Origin of the sequence: Acidisphaera sp. S103, assembly GCF_009765975.1 — a bacterium.
Taxonomy (GTDB): domain Bacteria; phylum Pseudomonadota; class Alphaproteobacteria; order Acetobacterales; family Acetobacteraceae; genus Rhodopila.
In genome coordinates this window covers 129,228-149,498 of sequence record NZ_LMUJ01000060.1, presented here as the reverse complement: position 1 = coordinate 149,498, position 20,271 = coordinate 129,228, and the positions used below count along the sequence as shown (strand labels likewise).

The window sequence follows — 20,271 nt, the reverse complement described above, 5'->3', positions numbered from 1 at the left end:
AGGAGAAGCAGTCCCCTAAGCCGCCTTCGCCAACGCCATCGCGCGCCACACCCGCTCGGGCGTTGCCGGCATGTCGATGTGGGTCACACCGTCTCCGCTTAACGCATCGATGATCGCGTTGATCACCGCCGGTGGACTTCCCACGGCACCGGCCTCGCCCGCGCCCTTCACCCCCAGCGGGTTGGACGCGCAGGGGATTTCCAGCAACTCCACTTCGATGTCGGGGAACTCGTTGGCTCGGGGCAACGCGTAATCCAACAAACTGCCTGACAGCAACTGGCCGGAATCCCGATCGTAAACCGTATGCTCCAGCACCGCCTGGCCGTAGCCCTGCGCCACGCCGCCAGCCACCTGGCCGCGCACGATCAACGGGTTCACCGTTTTGCCAAAATCGTCGCACACGCTGTAGCGGATCAGTTCCACCGAACCGGTTTCCGGATCGACCTCCACTTCCGCCATGTGGCACCCGTTCGGGAACGTATGCGCATCGATCGGCGCGATTTCGGCGGCATCCAGCAATGTCACCGCCTGTCCCGCTGCCGCCTTCTTCCGCTGGGTCGCCGCTAATGCAACGATATCGATGCCGCGATCGGTGCCGACGATAGAGAAACGACCCTCGGCGAACGCGATATCCGCCACCGCGGCTTCCATCTCTTCCGCTGCTGCCTGCTTGCCGTTCCTGATCACCGATTCCGAGGTCAGCAGGATCGCCTGCCCCTCCGAATACAGGCTGCGTGCACCGCCGGTGCCGCCGCCGACCGGGATCGTATCGGTGTCGCCTTGCCGGATGCGGATCTTGTCGCCATCGATGCCCAGATTATGCGCCGTCAACTGAACGTAGGCCGTCTCGTGCCCCTGACCGGTGGATTGCGTGCCGACATACACATCAACAAACCCATCGTCGGCAAACCGTATTTCCGCCCGTTCGGTTGGATCGCCGCCGGTCGCTTCCAGGTAGTATGCCAAACCCAGCCCGCGCCGCTTGCCCTTTGCCGCCGCCGAGGCTCGCCGGCCGGCAAAACCGGCATAGTCCATGCGCTTGGTCGCCGCATCCAGCACAATCCGGAAATCACCGCTGTCATACGACTTTCCCACAGGCGTCGAATGCGGCATCGCATCCGGCAGCACCATGTTCCGCCGCCGCAACTCGACCTTGTCGACACCAAGTTCCCTGGCCGCGGCATCGACCAGCCGCTCCACCAGATAGTTGCTTTCGGGACGACCGGCACCGCGATAGGCATCCACCGGCACGGTATTGGTGAACACCCCCAGCACGTTGGCGTAGATTGCCTTGAACCCGTACACGCTGGAAAGCACGCCGGTGCCGGCATAGGTCGGGATATACGGCGCGAATGTCGACAGATACGCGCCCATGTTGGAGACGTTGCGTGTTCGCAGCGCCAGGAATTTCCCGTCTGCGTCGATGGCCAATTCCCCCACCGTCAGATTGTCCCGGCCTTGGGTATCGCACAGGAACGCCTCACCGCGTTCGGCCGCCCATTTCACGGGCCGGCCCAACTTGCGCGCGGCGAAACACGTCAGCGCGTGTTCGGCGTACAGAAACAGCTTCATCCCGAAGCCGCCGCCCACATCAGGGGTGACGATGCGGAACTTCTCTGGATCGGTGCCGAACAGCGGTCCGATCAGGTTCTTCACCAGCCAGCCGCCCTGGGTATTGGCGTACAGCGTCCACCGCCCGGTCGCCGTATCGAAATCCGCCAGCGCTGCCCGCGCCTCGATCGAGTTGACCACGATCCGGTTGTTGACGATGGTCAGCTTGGTGACATGCGCGGCCTTGGCGAATTCCGCTTCGGTCGCGGTCTTGTCGCCGATCTCCCAATCGAACGCCAAATTATGCTTCACCTCCGGCCAGACGAGCACCCCGTCTTTGTCCATCGCGGTGGGAAGATCGGTGATGGAGGGCAGGATGTCGTAATCCACCTCGATCGCTTCCGCCGCGTCGCGCGCCTGCTTGATCGTGGAGGCGACAACGAAGGCAACCGGATCGCCGACATGGCGCACGGCACCCTCAGCCAAAACCGGATGCGGCGGCGCGGCCTGTGGCGTGCCGTCGCGGTTTTCGACCAGCGCCGCGCAGGGCAGGGGCCCCACGCCGTCAGCCTTCAGATCGGCCGCGGTATAAACCCCGGCGATCCCGGGCAGTTGCGCTGCCGCCGTCGTGTCCAGCCGTGTGATCGCCGCCGCCGCATGCGGGCTGCGCAGCACCACACCGAACAACATGTTCGGCAGCACGATGTCGTCCGTGTAGCGTCCCGCGCCTTTCAACAGCCGGGGATCCTCCACGCGGCGGACAGGCTGGGCGAGGCCGAACTTCGTGGCGGTCATGATCTTGTGTCCTCCGGAGGGCTGCTATCGCGGTCGCTCGCCAGCATGTACGCTGTCGGCCGGAAAGGCCAAGGGGTGAATGATGTCCGAAGCCGATCGCCGCATTGTCGTGCTGAACACCGGGTCGTCCAGCCTGAAATTCGCCGCCTATCCGCTGCGGCCGGAGGCTCCGCCGCTGCTGTCCGGCGCGGTGGATGGGATCGGCGGCCAGGCACACCTGAAGATCACCGGCAAGACGCCCCGGGACAGCGCGATCACCGCAGCCGATCCGCATGCGGCGATGCAGGTGCTGGCCGATCTGTCCGACGGCCCGCTTTCCGGAGACATCGCGGCATTCGGCCACCGTGTCGTGCATGGCGGCCCCGACCTGGACCGCTCCGTCCTGGTCGATGACGCGATCCTGGCCCAGATCGAGGCGATTTCGCCGCTCGCCCCACTGCACAATCCGCCAGCATTGGATGTGTTGAAGGGTTTGCGCAAACGCTTCCCCGGCATCCCGCATGTCGCCTGTTTCGACACCGCGTTCCACCGAGGCCATCCCGCCGTCGCCGACCGGTTCGCGATCCCGGATGCGCTATATCAGGAAGGCGTCCGCCGATACGGATTCCACGGCCTGTCCTATCAATACATTGCCGGAGCCATGAAGACCCAGGCTCCCGAGATCGCCGCCGGCAAAGTCGTGGTCGGCCATCTGGGATCGGGCGCGTCGATGTGTGCGCTGGTGAATGGGCACAGCATCGATTCGTCGATGGGCTTCACCGCGCTGGACGGACTGCCGATGGGCACCCGGTCCGGGTCGCTGGATTCCGGCGTGATCCTGTGGCTGCAACAGCAAAAGGGTTGGCCGGTCGATCGCGTGGAGAAATTCCTCTACCACGATTGTGGCCTGAAAGGCCTGTCCGGACTATCCAACGACATCCGCGACCTATTGGCCAGCGATGCCCCTCTGGCGAAGCTGGCTGTTGAATACTTCGTCTATCACACTGCCCGCACCGCCGGCGCGCTGGCCGTCAGCATGGGCGGCATCGACGGGCTGGTCTTCACCGCCGGCATCGGCGAACATAGCGCACCGATCCGGGCGCGCGTGCTGGACCGGTTGCGCTGGTTGGGCTTCGCACTGGACAACGCGGCCAACGAACAGGGCACAGGCCGGATCACCGCCGCGTCCAGCCGCCTGACCGCCTTCGTCATCCCGACCTATGAGGAGCGGGTAATCGCTCGGGAGACGCTGGCGCTGCTACCGGCCGATCGTCCTTGAGACCGACGCCGGTCAGCTTGCGGTGGCGCGCCTCGGTCATCAGCCACACCAACATGTGGGCGGCAGCTTCGTAGGACAGACCGTCGGCGTGGATGTTGGAGATGCAGTTGCGTTCCGAATCCCGTCGGCCGATACGCGGTCGATACGTCAGGTAAACCCCAAGACTAGTGGCGACACTCAGCCCCGGCCGCTCACCAATCAGCACCACGCAGAGACAGGCTTGCAGCAGCGCCCCGATCTCATCCCCCAGGGCAACCCTAGCCTGGGTAGCGATGACGATGGGGGCGACGGACCAACCGGGAAGCCGGTCGAGGCAGGCATGCAGCAGCGGTGGTGCGTGGATCTGCACCCCGACGGGCGACAATCCGTCGGCAATGACAAAAACCGCGTCCCAGGGTCCCGACGGATCGATATCGCAGCCGAGTTGCCGCCCCAGATCAGGTCGCCGCAGATAGGTTTCCCGGTCCGCCGCCTTGCTGCGAACCATCACGGACGTCAGTGGCGCGACCGCTCGGGCGATAACCTCCGTATCCAACGGTGTATGGACAGCATCTCGTGCCCTGGCATGGGCAAGCTGGAATTCCAGCACGTCCTTGATGGGTAGCGCGTCGCCGGTACGCCCAAGGCCGATACGTGCCCGAGTCGTCGTTCGTAATGCGACCCACGGGTCAGACATCGGTCAGCAGGCGGGTCACGCGTGGTCCCTTGATCCGGCCGGCTCGGTCTTTCAAGTCCATCCGTTCCAGCCACGCCTCGAATTCCGGGGCGGCAGGACGATCGAATTGCGAACGTAGATACAGAATGTCGTGGAAGGACGCGCTTTGGTAGTTCAGCATGACATCGTCCGAACCGGGTACGGCGATCAGGAATGTCACACCGGCGACGGTCAGTAGCGTCATCAGCGAGTCCATGTCGTCCTGATCCGCCTCGGCGTGGTTGGTGTAGCAGACATCGACACCCATCGGCACGCCCATCAGCTTGCCACAGAAATGATCTTCCAGCCCGGCCCGAATGATCTGTTTGCCATCGTAGAGGTATTCCGGGCCGATGAACCCCACCACCGTATTGACCAGCAGCGGCGAAAACGCCCTGGCGACGGCATAGGCGCGGGCTTCCACTGTCTGCTGGTCCACGCCGTGATGGGCGTTGGCGGACAGCGCGGCGCCCTGGCCGGTCTCGAAATACATGACGTTGTTGCCGACGGCGCCTCGCTTCAGGGACAACGCGGCGTCCTGGGCCTCGCGCAGGATCGCCAGATTCACGCCGAAGCCGGCATTCGCCGCTTCCGTGCCAGCGATCGACTGAAACACCAGATCGACCGGGGCACCACGCCGCATGATCTCCAGCGCGTTGGTGACATGTGTCAATACACAGGTCTGGGTCGGGATGTCGTGCCGTAGGCGCAGCGTTTCCAGCATATCCAGCAGGGCGATGCCGTTCGCCACACTGTCGGTCGCCGGATTGACCCCAATCACCGCGTCGCCGCAGCCCAGCAGCAGACCGTCGATCGTGGCCGCGCCAATACCGCGCAGATCGTCGGTGGGATGATTCGGCTGCAAGCGGGAACCCAGGTGCCCCGGCAATCCTTGCGTATTCCGGAACGCCGTCACCACCCGGCACCGGCTGCCGACACTGATCAGATCCTGGTTACGCATCAGCTTGGTAACAGCAGCAGCCATCTCCGGCGTGATCCCCGGAGCAAGCGCCGCCAGCCGTTCGGGGGTCGCATCATAGGACAGCAACCAGTCGCGAAACCCACCGACGGTCAGGTGTGAAACCGCCGCGAACGCCGCCGTATCGTGGCTGTCGAGGATCAGTCGCGTTACTTCGTCCGTTTCATAAGGAACAACGGCCTCGTTCAGCAACACCGCCAACGGCAAGTCGGCGAGCACGGACCGAGCGGCGACCCGCTGCGCGTCCGACTCCGCCGCCAGCCGCGCGAGTTCGTCGCCGGACCGGCGGTGGGATGCTTTGGCAAGAACATCCTTCAGGTCCGCGAAGCGGTGGCGCTCACCGTGGAAGTCGCTGACGTAATCTGTCATTGCCGAGCGATCTGGGTAGCCCGTTCGATCAGCACATGTGCCAACCGATCGATCAACGGGTGTGAACATCCCACCTCGCCCATCGTCCGAACCTCATCGGTGAGCCGGTCCGGCAGTTCGGTGGCCATCGTCCGAACCCGGTCCGCCATTGCATCGCCATCCCATCGCACCTGCGCCGCCAGATCGCGCCACTCGGGCAGACCGATATCGTGCAACCGGTATGTATTGCCGATCTTCATCGCCAGCGTTGCCTTGCGCGGCTGGACATCCGGATAGGCCAGGACGCTCGCCACATCGTACAGCGGTGCCAGGCGAACCAGGCCGCCGCTGCCAATCAGGATGGAATAGTTCTTGGCGTGCGCATCCGAACCGCCGATCAGCCAGTTCAGGATCAGCGCGTCGAGGAATGTCTCGACGTCCCGATCGGGCCGCTGGCCGGATGCATTCGCCCGCAACAGATCGACCATCGGCTTGGGCCCGGGACCACCCTGGTTCTGATACTTTTGCGCTGGATGCACGCGCAATGCCTGGCAGAAATCCTCCTGATGGACGCGATAGGCATGGGTTGTGCCGGCCGGGCGGATGCGATCGTAACGGAAGACCACAATGGCCGTGACGTCCTCGAACGTCATGACCTCGGATCGCGCCGCCGGAAGCCCAAGCGCTCGGGCCAGCGACAAGCAGAGATGCTCATTTTGTGCGTGGCCATCCATGCGGCCTGTCGCTGGCTTCAGGATATGGGTCGTAGGCTCTCGCCCGGATGGCACGCCCCAACGCTGCCCATCGAAGACCAGGGCCGTCTTGGGTTGGGCCCCGGCGAGGCTGAACTGCCCGGTATCCTGTGGAGCACGCCATGCGCTGGCATCGGCCTGAAGCCTGCGCAGCCTGTTCGCCACGTCTGCTTCGGTCAGCCATTCGATGTCGCCATGCGTAGTGCTCAGGAATGCTTCCAGTCGGTCCGGACGCACAAACTGGACAGCACCGGCACAATCTTCGCCGACATGGGTCAGCAGGGCGAAGGGATTGCGTGGCGACACATGGAAACGTTGCCCCCACTGACTGAGGATGAATTCGCTGTCTGGCAGCAACCCCCAAAGATAAGGCGCGATCGATGCATGACCGTGATGCGCGGCTGCCAACGGCATCGATAAGGACAACGGATAGGCAGCCGGCGCGTTGCGCCAGGACTCCGCATATTCGAACGCGAGCCGCCCCCGATCCTGGCGGACGGTCCCCACTTCACGTTCGTTCAGCAGAGCGATCAATTCGCTCACGGCTGCCTCCGGTCGCGGGCGCCTTCCACGATCGCATCGATATCCGGTGTTGCCGCGGGTGCGGGTGTCTTGTTCCACTGATTGGCACTCAGCTCGATCCCCAGGACCATCAGAGTTCGCAGAACCAGTCCAATGCTTGCTCCCGGTTTGCCCCGCTCAACCTGGTTGATCCAGAGACGGCTGACACCCACCCGCTTGGCCAGTTCGGCTTGGTCGAGGCCAAGCCCCAGCCGGCGGTCCCTGATCAAAGCGCCAAGGTTGGCGGGGGTTCTGATTACCGTACCGGACATGTATGCAATCGCTTACATTGCGCAAAGTAAGTTATCGCATACATTCGTGCATGTAAGCAATCGCTTACTTTCACCCCAGATCAGGAATTTGGAACGGCTGCGCCACCTCGATCGCCCTGGCCGCCCGCAGCACCCAGTCGTCCCGGAACTGCGCCGCCGCGATCTGCACCGAGTTCGGCATCCCATCCGCCCGAGGACCCATCGGCACGGTGATCGCCGGCTGCCGCGTCAAATTGAACGTGAATGTCCAGGGCGCCCACGCCGTCCACAAAGCGCGTACCGGATCGACCGTCGGGGCCTCGGCTAGCGGCGGCCCGGCGGGCACGGTCGGGCACAGTACAAGATCGTAGCGCTGATGCAACCGAGCCATGGCATGGCCGGCAGCGGCTCGGGTGGCCTCAGCATCCATGAAGTCGATCGCTGTCATCCCGCCCAGCGTCTGCGCGACCTCGCGAATGCCGGGATCCAGCAGACCCACCAGTTGCGCTGGCATCCCCGCGACCAAACGAGCCAGTGCCGCCCCCCAGACCCGCCCGAACACGCTGCTGGTCTCCGGCAGGCCGGCGTCGGCTTCTTCCACGAAGGCGCCGGCATCGGTCAGGACCTGGGCGGCGCGCTCCACCGCGGCGGTGCCATCGGCATCGACCGGGGCGTTGAAGCCGGGATTACGCAAGATACCGACAGTCAGGCCAGAGACTCCGTCCTCGATGCCGTCGCACCAGTCGCGCGGGTCGTCCGGCAGACAGAACGGGTCGCGCAGGTCCCAGCGCGCCATGGCGGAGAACATCAGCGCCGCATCGCGCACCGTGCGGGTCATCGGGCCGGCACAGGACACGCTGGCGAAGGCGCTCGCCGGCCATTGCGGGATGCGGCCATAGGTCGGTTTCAGCCCCACCAGGCCGCACCACGCCGCCGGAATGCGCACCGACCCGCCGGCATCCGTGCCGACATGCAGCGGCCCAAACCCGGCCGCGCCGGCCGCCCCAGCGCCGGAGGACGACCCGCCGGTCGTGTAATCCGGGTTCCACGGGTTGCGCGTAATGCCGTGCAGCGGACAGTCGCCGGGCGACTTCCAACCGAACTCGGTCGTCGTAGTCTTGCCCACGATCACCGCCCCGGCCGCTTTCAGACCGGCGACCAGTGGCGCATCATCCGGCACCGGATCTGTGCTGGTGGTCCGGCTACCGCGCCGCGTCGGGAAGCCGGCGAGATCGACCAGGTCCTTCACCGTGCAGGGCACGCCATCCAGCATGCCAAGCGGCCGACCCGACCGCCAGCGGGAGGTGCTTTCGCCGGCCGCCTGCAATGCCCCAGGATTCATCACCGCGAATGCATTGAGGCCCGGGTTCAGGCGTGCCACCCGTTCGGTGATCGCCTGCAGGACATCGACGGGCGTAAGTTGCCGGCGGCCGAAGTAACCCAGCATATCCTCGGCACTCAGCAGGGCGGGATCAAAATCGGGCATGGGTGCTCTTTTCCGATGGGGCGAACTGGGTGCAGCATGCCGCCCACAGCGCATGGAGGGAACCCCGCATGAGTCTCGAACCCTGGCAGTGGCCCGAAGAAACCTGGCGCACCATGATCAATCGTGCTCGGGCCGGACGCAGCCTGAAGCCAGCATCGTGGCCCGAGGGCGCGCGCTGCGCCGTGGCGATCAGCTTCGACGCCGATCATGAGACGATCCCACTGCGCGACAACGATCCCAGCCCGATGCGGATCAGCCAGGGCCAGTATGGTGGCCGCCAGGCGATGCCTCGGATCCGGCGGTTACTGGAACGGGAATCGGTGCCCGCGACATTTTTCTATCCGGCGGTGTCCGCCCTGATTCATCCCGACGAAGTGCGGGCCGTCGCCGCGGACGGGCACGAGATCGGCATCCATTCATGGATCCACGAGGTCAACACGACCCTGCCGCGTGAGGCGGAACGCGAACTGACCCTGCGGTCCCGCGAAACACTGGCCAAAATCAGCGGAACCGAACCGGTCGGCATGCGGACGGCGTCGTGGGATTTTTCCGTGAACACGCTGGATATCATCCGCGAAATGAAGCTGCTGTACGACAGCAGCCTGATGGCGGATGACGATCCGTACGAATTGGAGGACCAGGGCGAACCCACCGGCATCGTCGAACTGCCACCGGAATGGATCCGGGACGACGCGGTTTACTTCAACATGCTGCGGTTCTCCGGCCTGCGCCCCTACACACCGCCGTCTGCGGTGGAGGAGATTTTCACCGCCGAATTCGACGGCGCCTGGGACGAAGGCGGCATGTTCCTGCTGACGATGCATCCGCACATCACCGGCCACCGGTCGCGGCTGCCGCTGCTGGAACGGTTGATTCACCACATGAAGGCGAAAGGTGGCTGCTGGTTTGCGACACACGCGCAGATCGCGGCGTGGTGCAAGAAGTGAAAACGGTCGTCGCGCCGGCATTTCCGAATGGGCAATGAAGCGGGCTGCCCGGGCAAAGGAATTTGGAACCGCAAATAACGCGGAGAAACGCAAACAACAATGGATTCGGGACATTCCGCTCCTTGTTTCGGGATCGACACCAGCCGTCATCCAGCGTATTTGCGGTTCCCAATCTTGCGTCTTCTCATAAGAATATGGGCGTCAGGAACCCAGATATTTCTCCAAAAGCCCCCGCCAAAGGCCGTTCTCAACCGCGATATGCAGCCACTGATCGACGAACTGCTTCAGAACGATGTCGCGAGGCAGCAGGTAACCCAACTCACCGAAGTCAAACGGTTGATCCGGGTGAATCGCGCATAATTCCGGATGCAACTTCTGCTGCAATTTCGTTTCCACGGCGTCGGTGATCATCAGGTCTGCCTTGCCGGCCACCAGTTCGTCAAAAATGCGCGCATTGTCGGGGAATCCGACGATGTCCGCCTGATGCAGGTTGGCACGATCGAACCGTTCATTGGTGCCGCCCGGGTTGACGATGACCTTGATCCCGGCTCGGTCGATTTCCGCCAGGGTTTGAAATCGGTCCTTGTCGGCGCAGCGGGCGATAGCGGCCTTGCCCACCCGCATCACCGGCCGCGAGAAGAACGCCAGCCGCTGACGTGGCAGAGTGATGGAAATACCGCCCATCCCGATGTCGAATTTTCCACTGCTCAGGTCGGGCAGAAGCGAGGCCCAGGTCGTGGGAACGATCTCCACCTTCACGCCCAACGCCTCGGCCAGGTTATTCGCCATATCCACGTCCAGCCCGGTATAGCCGCCGGCCGCATCGCGCTGGGAGAACGGCCGGTAATCGCCGGTCATCCCAACACGCAGCGTGCCGCGTGCGGCGATATCATCCAGGCGGGATTGTGCCACCGCGCCGGTGGCGAACAGCAACGCGGCGAAAAACACCAGCAGGCGCACCGGACCATTCCCAATTTGCCCGCGGACCCATTGATGGAACGTGCGAAGGGTGGAAGCTTCCATCGTCACGGCAAACATGTTGTCCCCCTGCAACCTCGATCGCGGGTTCGCGATTGATCTCAATAAGCAAAACCTATGCGCCGGCACCCGCCGCAAGGAACGATAGCAGTATCCTCGCCGGTTGACCGCAACCAACGTCATCTCGTTTCCTGTCATGACCGAGACCTCATATCCTGGACGATGCGGCGTAACGCCAGACGCCGCTCAGGCACCCGCGAAATAGTTCGTTGCTTTGACATATCGATAGCGATCATCTACATCCCTCCCCAGGGCCGGTATCCGCCCGATAGGAGCAGGTATTTGAAGCAGCGTACGATTGGCTGGATCGCCGCCCTTGTCTTGGTTGTCGCTGCCATCCCGTGTCGAGCTGTCGAACCGGCGGCACCAGCGAACAGCGTTCTTCGCGCCACGCTGTCCAACGGCCTGCGCGTCGTCATCGTGCCGAACCGCCTCGCCCCCGTCGTAACGACCGAGATGAACTATCTGGCGGGATCGAACGATGCGCCGGACGGCTTCCCCGGCACCGCCCATGCGGTCGAACATATGATGTTCCGTGGCAGCGAGGGTCTCGACAAGGATCAACTCGCCGAACTTGGTGCGTTGCTGGGCGGAACCTACAACGCCGACACGACCGAAACCGTCACGCAGTACAGCTATACCGTCCCGGCCGATAATCTGGATATGGCGTTGCGGATCGAGGCACTCCGGATGCGTGGCCTCAGCCTGAAGCAGGCGGATTGGGACAAGGAACGCGGTGCTATCGAGCAAGAAGTCTCGGGCGACCTGTCCAGCCCATTCTACAATTTCATGTCCCAGGCTCAGGCCATCCTGTTCGAGCATACGCCATACGAGCATGACGCGTTGGGCACTCGCCCGTCGTTCGATCAGACCGATGCTGCCTTGCTGCGCGGGTTCTATGAAAAATGGTACGCGCCGAACAACGCCATCCTGGTGATTGTCGGCGACGTGCGACCGGCCGACGCCCTGGTGCAAGCGCAAGCCGCATTTGATGGCATACCTAGCCGCGACCTGCCCGCCCACAAGGCGATCGTGACCAGTCCGGTGCAACTGAAGACCCTGACACTGGAGACCAATTTCCCGTTCGGGCTGATTGCGCTCGCCTATCGGATGCCTGGCTTGAATCAGCGAGATTTCGCCGCCGCCGATATCTTGTCGGACGTTCTGAGCAGCGAGCGCGGCGCTTTGTACGATCTTGTCCCGGATGGAAAGGCACTGTTCGCTGAATTTACCTACCAGGCCAAGGCCGATGTCGGCTTCGGCCTCGCCATGGCGGCGTTCCCGATCGGGGATGATCCGGCACCACTGCTTGCCAACGTGCGCCGCCTCATCGCCGACGCCGCTCGGGATGGCGTGTCGGCGGATCTGGTGGCGGCAGCCAAACGGCAAGAACTGGCGCAATTGGCGTTCAACAGCAACAGCATCAGCGGGCTGGCCGAAAGCTGGTCGCGGGCACTTGCCTTTCGGGGCGACCAGTCACCCGACGATGTCGCCCGCGCTTATGCCTCCGTCACCGTGGAGGACGTCGATCGGCTGGCGCGCCTGCTGCTTGACCCGGATCACGCCGTGACCGCAATCCTGACGCCGCGCGAATCCGCCCAACCCGTCGCGGGCAGTGGCTTCGGCGGCACCGAATCGTTCGATAGCCCGCCGGATCATGCGGTGACCCTACCGTCCTGGGCGGCCGCCGCGCTTGCCCAGCCGCATGTGCCGGATCCCGGCGATCCGCCCGATGTTAGCACGCTGCCGAATGGATTGCGGCTGATCGTCCAGCCGGAGCATGTCAGTCCGACCGTGTCGGTCTACGGCTCGGTGCGCCAAGTGACGTGGATGCAGGAGCCGGCGGGCAAAGAAGGTGTCGCTGCACTGACTCGCGGGCTGTTCGAATATGGCACCGAATCCCGTGACCGCCTGGCCTTCCGAAAGGCGGTTGACGCTATCGCCGCGCGGATCAACGCCGGTCCCGAATTCTCGCTCCAAGTGCTGACGCCGGACTTCGAGGACGGCATGCGGCTGTTGGCAGAAAACGAACTGCATCCGGCGTTCCCGTCGGATGCCTTTACCGTGGTTCGCGGCCAGCTCGGCCAAAGTGTGGGCGGACGGTTGCACACCCCGGGTTACTTGTTCCGCCGAGCGGTCACGCGCGCGGTCGTGCCGGAGGGCGATCCCACCTTGCGGCAAGCAACACCCGACACGGTTATGGCGCTACGGCCCGAGGACGTGCACGCCTATTACGCCGCCGCCTTCCGACCTGATCTTACGACCATCGTGGTGGTCGGAGATGTTACCGCCGAACAGGCTCGCCGGGTGGTCAACCAGACGTTCGGTTCCTGGCAGGCGACGGGTCCGGCTCCTGCGATCGACCTGCCGCCGATCGGGCCGAACAAACCGTCCCGCGCCCGTGTTCAGGACAGCAATTCGCTGCAAGACAGTGTGTCCCTGGCCGAGACCTTCCAATTGCCGGTCACCAGCCCCGACCGCTACGCCCTGCTGCTCGGCAACACCATCTTGGGCAGCGGCTTTTCGTCACGCCTGTATCAGGACCTGCGTATCAAGTCGGGGTATGTCTATTCCGTCAGCAGCGACCTCGATTGGTCGCGCATCCGGGCAGACTACAGCGTGTCATTCGGGGCGGACGGAGAGAACGTGGACAAGGCGCGTGCCCTGGTTTTGCGCGATCTGCGGGAGATGCAGACCAATCCGGTCAGCGCATCCGAACTGGCTCGTGCGAAAGCGGAGTTGCTGCGCCGGTTGCCGATGCAGCGCGCAAGTATTGGGGGAATCGCGGGGGAATATCTGCGTCTCGTGGAACTGGGATTACCACTGGATTCGCGGCAGATCGCCGCGGCGCAGTATCTGACGATCACCGCAGCGGATATTCAGCGGGCTTTTGCGGCTTGGATCCGGCCCGACGACCTGGCGCTGGTGGTAAAGGGGCCGGTTCAGTAGGGGCGTCGTCTCCCTACTTCGGTTCGATCGTCACGATCCCCGGGCGCGGCGATGCGGCGTGCTCCTTCATGACCGCTTCCGTCCCCGGGTCGATCTCCTTCATCAGCACGTCGTAACCCCACAGATCCGCCAGATGCTGCAAGACCATGCGGGCATCCTTCTCCTCCAGCAGCACGCGGTTCAACGCGCGGTGGTGCAGGATCAGGCGGCGATCGCCGGCCAGGTTCACATCGACCACCTGGATATCGGCCGCGTTCCACGACACATCGTACTGCTTCGCCAGCGCCTGCTTGATCTTGCGGTAGCCGCGTTCGTCGTGGATCGCCTCGACCCGCATGTTCGGTTCGCTGGCGTCGTCCACGATGTGGAACAGGCCGAAATGGCGCACCAGTCTCGGGCTGAGGTACTGCAGGATGAAGCTTTCGTCGCGATAGTTCGCCCATACGTCGCGCAGCACGTTCATGTGGTCGTTGCAGCCGGCGATGTGCGGGAACCACTGCCGATCCTCGGCCGTCGGCAACGTGCAGATGCGCTCGATGTCCTGCATCATGGCAAAACCAAGCGCATAGGGGTTGAGGCCGGAATAACGACGGTCGTCGAATTCGGGCTGGAACACGACGTTGGTGTGTGACGACAGGAATTCCACCATCGCCCCGTCGGTCAGCAGGCCCTTTTCGTGCAGCCGGTTCATGATGGTGTAGTGCGTGTAGGTGGCGCAGCCCTCGTTCATCACCTTGGTTTGCGATTGCGGATAGAAGTACTGCGCGATGATGCGGACGATACGCAGGATTTCCCGCTGCCATGGGGCAAGCCGCGGCGCGCTCTTTTCCATGAAATACAGGATGTTTTCCTGCGGCAGTTCCAACAGCGCCTTGCGCTGTTCGGCGGCCGTCGGATCGTGGCGGATGTTCTCCTTGCCCGGCACCGTGCGCCACAGGTCATTGAACACTTTCTCGTCGTGTTCGCGCCGCTCCCGCTCCCGCTTTTCCTCGGTGCGCAGATCGGTTGCGCGCTTACGCGGGTATTTGTGGACGGCGTGGCTCATCAACGCATGCGCGGCATCCAGCAGGCGTTCGACCGCCACCTCACCGTAACGCTCCTCGCACGATGTGATGTAGTCCTTGGCGAACTCCAGGTAATCCAGGATGCCGTTGGCGTCGGTCCATTGCTGGAACAGGTAGTTGTTCTTGAAGAAGTGGTTGTGCCCGAACGCCGCGTGCGCGATCACCAGCGTCTGCATCGTGGCGGTGTTTTCCTCCATGATGTAGCTGATGCATGGGTTGGAGTTGATGACGATCTCATACGCCAACCCCTGCATGCCCGCCCGGTACATCGCCTCATGACGGGAAAAGTGCTTGCCGAACGACCAGTGCTTGTAGAACAGCGGCATGCCGATCGAGGAGTACGCATCCAGCATCTGTTCGGTGCCGATGACCTCGATCTGGTTGGTATAGACGTTTAGGCCCATGTCCTGCAGGGCGACCTTCTCGATTTCGTCATGGCACCGCTGGATCGTGCCGAATTCCCAGTCGGCGCCTTCGAACAACGGGCGTTCCGCCCGGATCAGCGTGGTACTCATTCGGCAGCAGCCTCCGCTCCGGTTTTCTTCGCGAACAGTTCCCGAAACACCGGGTAGATGTCTCTGCGATGGCCGACCTTGCGCATCGCCATGGGCGCACCGTTTTTGATAATGGTCGAATAGGTCTGCCAAAGATCGCTATCCCGGCGGATGAAGCCCGGCGGGAAGTGTTCCGAGTCCCGCCCGACCTCCAGATACGCATAGTACTGGCAGGCCGGCAGGATCACCTGGGTCAGCAGTGCCGCGGTCTTGTCGTTGTCGCTGGCGGTGTTGTCACCATCCGACGCCTGGGCGGCGTAGATGTTCCAACTGTCGGGGCTATAGCGTTCGTCGATGACCCGCTGCATCTCCTCCAGCGCGGTGGACACCACGGTGCCGCCGGTTTCCGGGCTGTTGAAGAAAGTTTCCTCATCTACTTCCGATGCCTGGTGCGTGTGGCGGATGAACACGACCTCGACGTTCTTGTACCGCCGCTTCAGGAAGATATACAGCAGCACATAAAACCGCTTCGCCAGGTCTTTCATGTGTTCAGTCATCGAGCCGGACACGTCCATCAGGCAGAACATGACGGCCTGCGCCACGGGCTTCGGATGCGACTCGAAGCGCCGGTACCGCACGTCCAGCGGGTCGATATACGGAATAACCCCCGTACGCCGCTGCTTGCGCGCCAACTCCTCCTCCAGCGCTCGGCGTTTGACGTCGTCGTCAGGATTGAGTGCCTCGATCGCATCGCGTAACGCCTGCAGTTCTTCCGGTTTCGGCCGGTGCAGCGCGATGCGGCGAGACAGGCTGTTCCGCACCGTGCGATTCAGTGCCAGGTTGGCCGGCGAGCCGCTGACCGAGTAGCCAGCCCGATGATAGACCAGGGCTTCGGCATTGACGACCCGGCGTTTCGCAAGATCGGGAAGTTCCAGATCCTCCAGGAACAAATCCACGAACTCCTCGCGCGACAGGGCGAAGCGGAAATCGTCCTCGCCCTCGCCATCGGGGCTGCCCTCGGATCCGCTACCGCCCTCGCCCCCTGGCGGCCGCTGGATCGTGTCGCCGGCGATGTATTCCTTGTTGCCCGGCAACAGATGGTCACGAATGCCACCCGAACCGCTGCGCCGGAACGACGGTTCGTGCACCCCCTGTGCCGGCAGCACGACTTCACCGCCTTCGTCGGCGTCCTTGATGCTACGGCTGCCGGCGCTTTCATGCACGGCCTTGCGGATTTGTGATTTGGCCCGCCGCATGAAGCGCTGGCGGTTGGCCAGATTTTTGCCACTCGGGTTCAGGCGGCGGTCAACGATATGCATAGCGTGCCTGTGAGACCTCTTTGGGTTCGGCTGGCATTGTCAGCCGGCCTGCTTCACGCGCATGTACCATTCAACGAGCCGTCGGACCTGCCGTTCGGTGTAGCCACGGGCCGTCATGCGTTCGACGAACTCGGTGTGCTTCTTTTCGGTTTCGCCATCCTTCTTGGATCCGAAGCTGATGACCGGCAGCAGTTCCTCCACCTGGCTGAACATGCGGCGCTCGATCACGTCACGGATTTTTTCGTAACTGGTCCATGACGGATTCTTGCCGTTGTTATTCGCCCTGGCGCGCAGGCTGAACTTCACCACCTCATTGCGGAAGTCCTTGGGATTGGCGATTCCCGCTGGCTTTTCGACTTTGGTCAACTCCTGATTGAGCAGTTCCCGATTCAACAACTGACCAGTATCGGCGTCCTTGAAATCGATGTCCTCGATCCAGGCGTCGGCATAGGACACATAGCGGTCGAACAAGTTCTGTCCGTAATCATGATACGATTCCAGATAGGCCTTCTGGATCTCGTTGCCGATGAACTCCGCGTAGCGTGGTGCCAGTTCGCCTTTGATAAACTCCAGGTAACGTTTTTCCGTCTCCTGTGGCATTTGGTCGCGCCGGATCGACTGTTCAAGCACGTACATCAAATGCACGGGATCGGCCGCGATCTCTGTGGTGTCATGGTTGAACGTTGCCGCCAGCACCTTGAAGGCGAAGCGGGTCGACGTGCCGTCCATGCCTTCCTCGACGCCCGCTGTGTCCTTGTATTCCTGCAGGGAACGAGCACGCGGATCGGTTTCCTTCAGGCTTTCGCCGTCATAGACCCGCATCTTGGCGTAGAGCGTCGAGTTTTCATGCCGCTTCAGACGTGACAGCACGGAAAACCGAGCCAGCATCTCCAGCGTCGCCGGCGCGCACGGTGCGGTACCCAATTCGGACGAGGTGACGAGTTTCTCGTAGATCTTCTGCTCCTCGGTCACCCGCAGACAGTACGGCACCTTGATCACGTAGATGCGGTCGATGAAGGCTTCGTTGTTCTTGTTGTTTTTGAACGACTGCCACTCCGACTCGTTGGAGTGCGCCATGATGATGCCCTGGAACGGGATCGCGCCGATATTTTCCGTGCCGATGTAGTTGCCTTCCTGTGTCGCCGTCAGCAACGGATGCAACATCTTGATCGGCGCCTTGAACATCTCGACGAATTCGAGCATGCCCTGGTTGGCACGATTCAACCCACCCGAGTAGCTGTAAGCATCAGGATCGTTCTGTGCGTGCATTTCCAGCTTGCGTATGTCGACCTTGCCTACAAGCGAGGAGATGTCCTGGTTGTTCTCGTCACCCGGTTCGGTCTTCGCCACCGCGATCTGCCGCAGCCGTGACGGCGTCAGCTTCTGCACGCGGAACTTGGAGATATCGCCGCCGAATTCGTCCAGGCGCTTGATGCACCACGGGCTCATAAGACCGGTCAGCCGGCGCTTCGGAATCCCGTAGCGGTCTTCCAGCATCGACCCCATGCGGTCCGGATCGAACAGGCCCAGCGGGCTTTCGAAGACCGGGCTGAGGTCGTCGCCGGCCTTCAGGACGTAGATGGGGAACGTCTCCATCAGCGCCTTCAGCCGTTCGGCCAGGGATGATTTGCCGCCGCCCACCGGGCCAAGCAGGTACATGATCTGCTTGCGCTCCTCGAGGCCCTGCGCGGCGTGGCGCAGGAAACCGACGATGCGTTCGATCGTCTCTTCCATGCCGTAGAATTCGCTGAACGCCGGGTAGACCCGGATCGTCCGGTTCATGAAGATCCGGCCGAGACGCGGATCTTTCGAGGTATCGACCATCTCCGGCTCGCCGATCGCGGCCAGCAACCGTTCGGTGGCCGTGGAGTAGACCAGCGGGTCTTTCTTGCAAGCGTCGAGATAATCCGCCAGCGAAATCTCGGCTTCGCGATGAGCCTCGAAGGTTCGCGCGTAAACGGAAAAAATGTCATCGACCGTATTCATTCGGCCGCTCCATTGTTAGGGTTGGTGCCACGGTGTGTCGGGTCCGCTCGCATCTGCTTATGCAAGATGGGTGCAACCGTAGCGTATGGGGGAGGTGTCGCGGGAATGTTTTCGTCGATTCGCATCATTCGGACATCGCAGATCATGACATCGACGTGTATTTTGTGATCAAAACCCTAGTCATCTGCATTAATCTTTCTTCCACCGGTTCGAAGCCGAGACCGATTCAATAGGTTGAAGCGTCATTTGTCGCAGTCTGATGCCGGGGCTGCGGGTGCGGTCATCCCGGATAGCGAGGCTGGGACTTCATCGTTCAGGGAACGGCAACCGGCATATGCGGGCGCCGACAAGGCAGTGCCAGAACGGCCAATCACGGAATAGTGAAAGCCGGCGTGTCGCAATTCAAGACAATTCGCCACGCCACTAGAAAAAACCAATCCGAACCGAATCGCGGGACGGTGTGCAGCCATGTTCGCAGGGAGATACTTGCATCCGTGCCGATCGATCGCGAGCGGCGATCCGGGATTTGGCGGGACGGCGGTCGCGCCGTTATAGGCTGTCAGGTGCGTCATGCGCCTCTCAAAGCCCGCGGCGCATCCGAAACGGCGGCACCGGGACACTGGAATACATGGATACTCTTAACAACGCGTTAACATGTGTCCTGTTTGTTCTAATTTTTGCCCACCGTGGTACGCTACACCAGTCATCCGGCGGGGTGGCCGAAAATCTTCGTGTGGGCCGTCCCTGTGCAGCCATTGCTGAAACGGAAGGCACGTGCCCCGGCGGTGAGCGTCCCGGCACCGAATGATTGGGCCTAAAATCTTGATTCCTGGCTCTTTTCGCGGTAACGGCCGCCGACTGTCGCCGGCTTGGCCGTCTGCCCGGCGCGACCCGGATTCCAGCTTCGCCGCTCAGGTGTGACCAAAATGTCTCCTCCCCGACATATCGCGAGACCGGCCGCCTGCTGGGCCGGCTTTGCCCTCGACCGGCCGCTGGTGATGGCGATCCTTAACGTCACGCCGGACAGTTTCAGCGACGGCGGGCGCCGCGCCGATTCGCGAGACGCCATCGCGGCCGGCCTGGCGATGGCGGCCGACGGCGCCGACATCATCGACGTCGGCGGTGAAAGCACCCGCCCGGGTGCGACCCCGGTGCCACCCGATGTCGAGCAGGCACGCGTGCTGCCCGTCATTCGCGCCCTGGCCGCCGAGGGCGTTTGCCTCTCGGCGGATACCCGCAACGCGTCAACCATGCGGGCCGCGCTGGCCGCCGGCGCCAGGATCATCAACGATGTCTCCGCCCTGGTGCATGACCCGTTGGCGGCTGCCGTGGTGGTGGAACACGCCTGTCCGGTTGTGCTGATGCACATGCGCGGCACGCCGGAGACGATGGCCACTCTGGCCGTTTACGACGATGTCGTGGCCGAGGTGCGAGCCGAACTGGAGCAGCGCATCGACGCCGCGATCCAGGCCGGTGTGCGGCCGGAGCAGATTGCGATCGACCCGGGATTCGGGTTCGCCAAGCGATCCAAGCAGTCGGCCGCGGTGCTGCGGCGGCTGCCCGACCTGGTCAGCCTGGGTTATCCGGTCCTGGCCGGCCTGTCGCGCAAAAGCCTCATCGGCGCCCTGACCGACGAAACCGACGCACGCCGGCGCTTGCCGGGCTCACTCGCCGCCGAACTGTTCGCCGTGCAACACGGCGCCGCGATCCTGCGGGTTCACGATGTGTTGGAGACGGTGCAGGCGCTGCGCGTCTGGCGGGCACTGGCCGAATGAAACGGCTTCCATTAGATGTCCGCG

Annotated in this window: 14 protein-coding genes; 4 read left to right on the top strand and 10 right to left on the bottom strand. The window is 63.0% G+C overall.

The window, feature by feature from the left end; all coding sequences use genetic code 11:
- Positions 1–15 precede the first annotated feature (15 nt).
- Positions 16–2,346, bottom strand: coding sequence for a xanthine dehydrogenase family protein molybdopterin-binding subunit (locus GSQ89_RS19580; protein WP_158928290.1), 2,331 nt, complete (start codon positions 2,344–2,346; stop codon positions 16–18).
- 82 nt (positions 2,347–2,428) lie between these two features.
- Between GSQ89_RS19580 and GSQ89_RS19575 the strand changes: the two genes are divergently transcribed.
- On the top strand, positions 2,429–3,604 hold the full coding sequence (locus GSQ89_RS19575; protein WP_158928288.1) for an acetate/propionate family kinase: 1,176 nt from the start codon (positions 2,429–2,431) through the stop codon (positions 3,602–3,604).
- On the opposite strand, the gene eutC is transcribed toward GSQ89_RS19575, so the two are convergent.
- The 5 genes from eutC to GSQ89_RS19550 all read right to left on the bottom strand — a co-directional run bounded on the left by eutC (position 3,534) and on the right by GSQ89_RS19550 (position 8,675).
- A complete protein-coding gene (eutC, locus tag GSQ89_RS19570) occupies positions 3,534–4,280 on the bottom strand; it encodes an ethanolamine ammonia-lyase subunit EutC (RefSeq protein ID WP_158928286.1) in 747 nt (248 codons plus the stop codon). The two genes, GSQ89_RS19575 and eutC, sit on opposite strands and share 71 nt — an antisense overlap.
- Positions 4,273–5,646, bottom strand: a complete 1,374-nt coding sequence (locus GSQ89_RS19565; protein WP_158928284.1) for an ethanolamine ammonia-lyase subunit EutB — start codon at positions 5,644–5,646, stop codon at positions 4,273–4,275. Before GSQ89_RS19565 ends, eutC begins: the two co-directional genes overlap by 8 nt.
- On the bottom strand, positions 5,643–6,920 hold the full coding sequence (locus GSQ89_RS19560) for a type II toxin-antitoxin system HipA family toxin (RefSeq protein ID WP_158928282.1): 1,278 nt from the start codon (positions 6,918–6,920) through the stop codon (positions 5,643–5,645). The genes GSQ89_RS19565 and GSQ89_RS19560 overlap by 4 nt, the downstream gene beginning before the upstream one ends.
- Positions 6,917–7,210 (bottom strand): helix-turn-helix domain-containing protein, encoded by a 294-nt coding sequence (locus GSQ89_RS19555; protein WP_158928280.1) that lies wholly within the window; start codon positions 7,208–7,210, stop codon positions 6,917–6,919. The genes GSQ89_RS19560 and GSQ89_RS19555 overlap by 4 nt, the downstream gene beginning before the upstream one ends.
- Positions 7,211–7,280: 70 nt before the next feature.
- Complete coding sequence (locus tag GSQ89_RS19550; RefSeq protein WP_158928278.1) at positions 7,281–8,675, bottom strand: amidase family protein; 1,395 nt, start codon at positions 8,673–8,675, stop codon at positions 7,281–7,283.
- A gap of 68 nt (positions 8,676–8,743) precedes the next feature.
- On the opposite strand from GSQ89_RS19550, the gene GSQ89_RS19545 reads away from it, so the two are divergent.
- Entirely contained in the window at positions 8,744–9,622 is an 879-nt protein-coding gene (locus tag GSQ89_RS19545) for a polysaccharide deacetylase (RefSeq protein ID WP_158928276.1), read from the top strand.
- 201 nt (positions 9,623–9,823) lie between these two features.
- Here GSQ89_RS19545 and GSQ89_RS19540 read toward each other — a convergent pair whose 3' ends face one another.
- The gene (locus GSQ89_RS19540) at positions 9,824–10,660 is read right to left on the bottom strand and encodes a transporter substrate-binding domain-containing protein (RefSeq protein WP_216856280.1); all 837 of its coding nucleotides are present in this window, start codon (positions 10,658–10,660) and stop codon (positions 9,824–9,826) included.
- Between the two features lie 282 nt (positions 10,661–10,942).
- Here GSQ89_RS19540 and GSQ89_RS19535 point away from each other — a divergent pair, with 282 nt between their 5' ends.
- Positions 10,943–13,609 carry a M16 family metallopeptidase gene (locus GSQ89_RS19535; protein WP_371734277.1) on the top strand — a complete coding sequence of 889 codons (2,667 nt, stop codon included), beginning with the start codon at positions 10,943–10,945 and terminating at the stop codon, positions 13,607–13,609.
- 13 nt (positions 13,610–13,622) lie between these two features.
- Here the strand turns inward: GSQ89_RS19535 and GSQ89_RS19530 are convergent, their stop codons facing one another.
- From GSQ89_RS19530 to GSQ89_RS19520, 3 genes are read right to left on the bottom strand one after another with little or no spacing between them, the layout of a single operon-like run.
- Positions 13,623–15,188 carry a SpoVR family protein gene (locus tag GSQ89_RS19530; RefSeq protein WP_158928272.1) on the bottom strand — a complete coding sequence of 522 codons (1,566 nt, stop codon included), beginning with the start codon at positions 15,186–15,188 and terminating at the stop codon, positions 13,623–13,625.
- The gene (locus tag GSQ89_RS19525) at positions 15,185–16,486 is read right to left on the bottom strand and encodes a YeaH/YhbH family protein (RefSeq protein WP_158928270.1); all 1,302 of its coding nucleotides are present in this window, start codon (positions 16,484–16,486) and stop codon (positions 15,185–15,187) included. The genes GSQ89_RS19530 and GSQ89_RS19525 overlap by 4 nt, the downstream gene beginning before the upstream one ends.
- Positions 16,487–16,525: 39 nt before the next feature.
- Positions 16,526–18,472 carry a PrkA family serine protein kinase gene (locus GSQ89_RS19520; RefSeq protein WP_158928268.1) on the bottom strand — a complete coding sequence of 649 codons (1,947 nt, stop codon included), beginning with the start codon at positions 18,470–18,472 and terminating at the stop codon, positions 16,526–16,528.
- 926 nt (positions 18,473–19,398) lie between these two features.
- Here GSQ89_RS19520 and folP point away from each other — a divergent pair.
- Positions 19,399–20,247 (top strand): dihydropteroate synthase, encoded by an 849-nt coding sequence (gene folP, locus GSQ89_RS19515; protein ID WP_158928266.1) that lies wholly within the window; start codon positions 19,399–19,401, stop codon positions 20,245–20,247.
- The last annotated feature ends 24 nt before the right edge of the window (positions 20,248–20,271 follow it).

What these genes read in the sequence shown, in the direction of transcription:
- GSQ89_RS19525 (WP_158928270.1), bottom strand. Translation starts at nt 16,486, where the DNA reads ATGCATATCGTTGACCGCCGCCTGAACCCGAGTGGCAAAAATCTGGCC.
- GSQ89_RS19555 (WP_158928280.1), bottom strand. Translation starts at nt 7,210, where the DNA reads ATGTCCGGTACGGTAATCAGAACCCCCGCCAACCTTGGCGCTTTGATC.
- GSQ89_RS19550 (WP_158928278.1), bottom strand. Translation starts at nt 8,675, where the DNA reads ATGCCCGATTTTGATCCCGCCCTGCTGAGTGCCGAGGATATGCTGGGT.
- GSQ89_RS19520 (WP_158928268.1), bottom strand. Translation starts at nt 18,472, where the DNA reads ATGAATACGGTCGATGACATTTTTTCCGTTTACGCGCGAACCTTCGAG.
- GSQ89_RS19540 (WP_216856280.1), bottom strand. Translation starts at nt 10,660, where the DNA reads ATGTTTGCCGTGACGATGGAAGCTTCCACCCTTCGCACGTTCCATCAA.
- GSQ89_RS19545 (WP_158928276.1), top strand. Translation starts at nt 8,744, where the DNA reads ATGAGTCTCGAACCCTGGCAGTGGCCCGAAGAAACCTGGCGCACCATG.
- folP (WP_158928266.1), top strand. Translation starts at nt 19,399, where the DNA reads ATGTCTCCTCCCCGACATATCGCGAGACCGGCCGCCTGCTGGGCCGGC.
- GSQ89_RS19575 (WP_158928288.1), top strand. Translation starts at nt 2,429, where the DNA reads ATGTCCGAAGCCGATCGCCGCATTGTCGTGCTGAACACCGGGTCGTCC.
- GSQ89_RS19530 (WP_158928272.1), bottom strand. Translation starts at nt 15,188, where the DNA reads ATGAGTACCACGCTGATCCGGGCGGAACGCCCGTTGTTCGAAGGCGCC.
- GSQ89_RS19565 (WP_158928284.1), bottom strand. Translation starts at nt 5,646, where the DNA reads ATGACAGATTACGTCAGCGACTTCCACGGTGAGCGCCACCGCTTCGCG.
- GSQ89_RS19580 (WP_158928290.1), bottom strand. Translation starts at nt 2,346, where the DNA reads ATGACCGCCACGAAGTTCGGCCTCGCCCAGCCTGTCCGCCGCGTGGAG.
- eutC (WP_158928286.1), bottom strand. Translation starts at nt 4,280, where the DNA reads ATGTCTGACCCGTGGGTCGCATTACGAACGACGACTCGGGCACGTATC.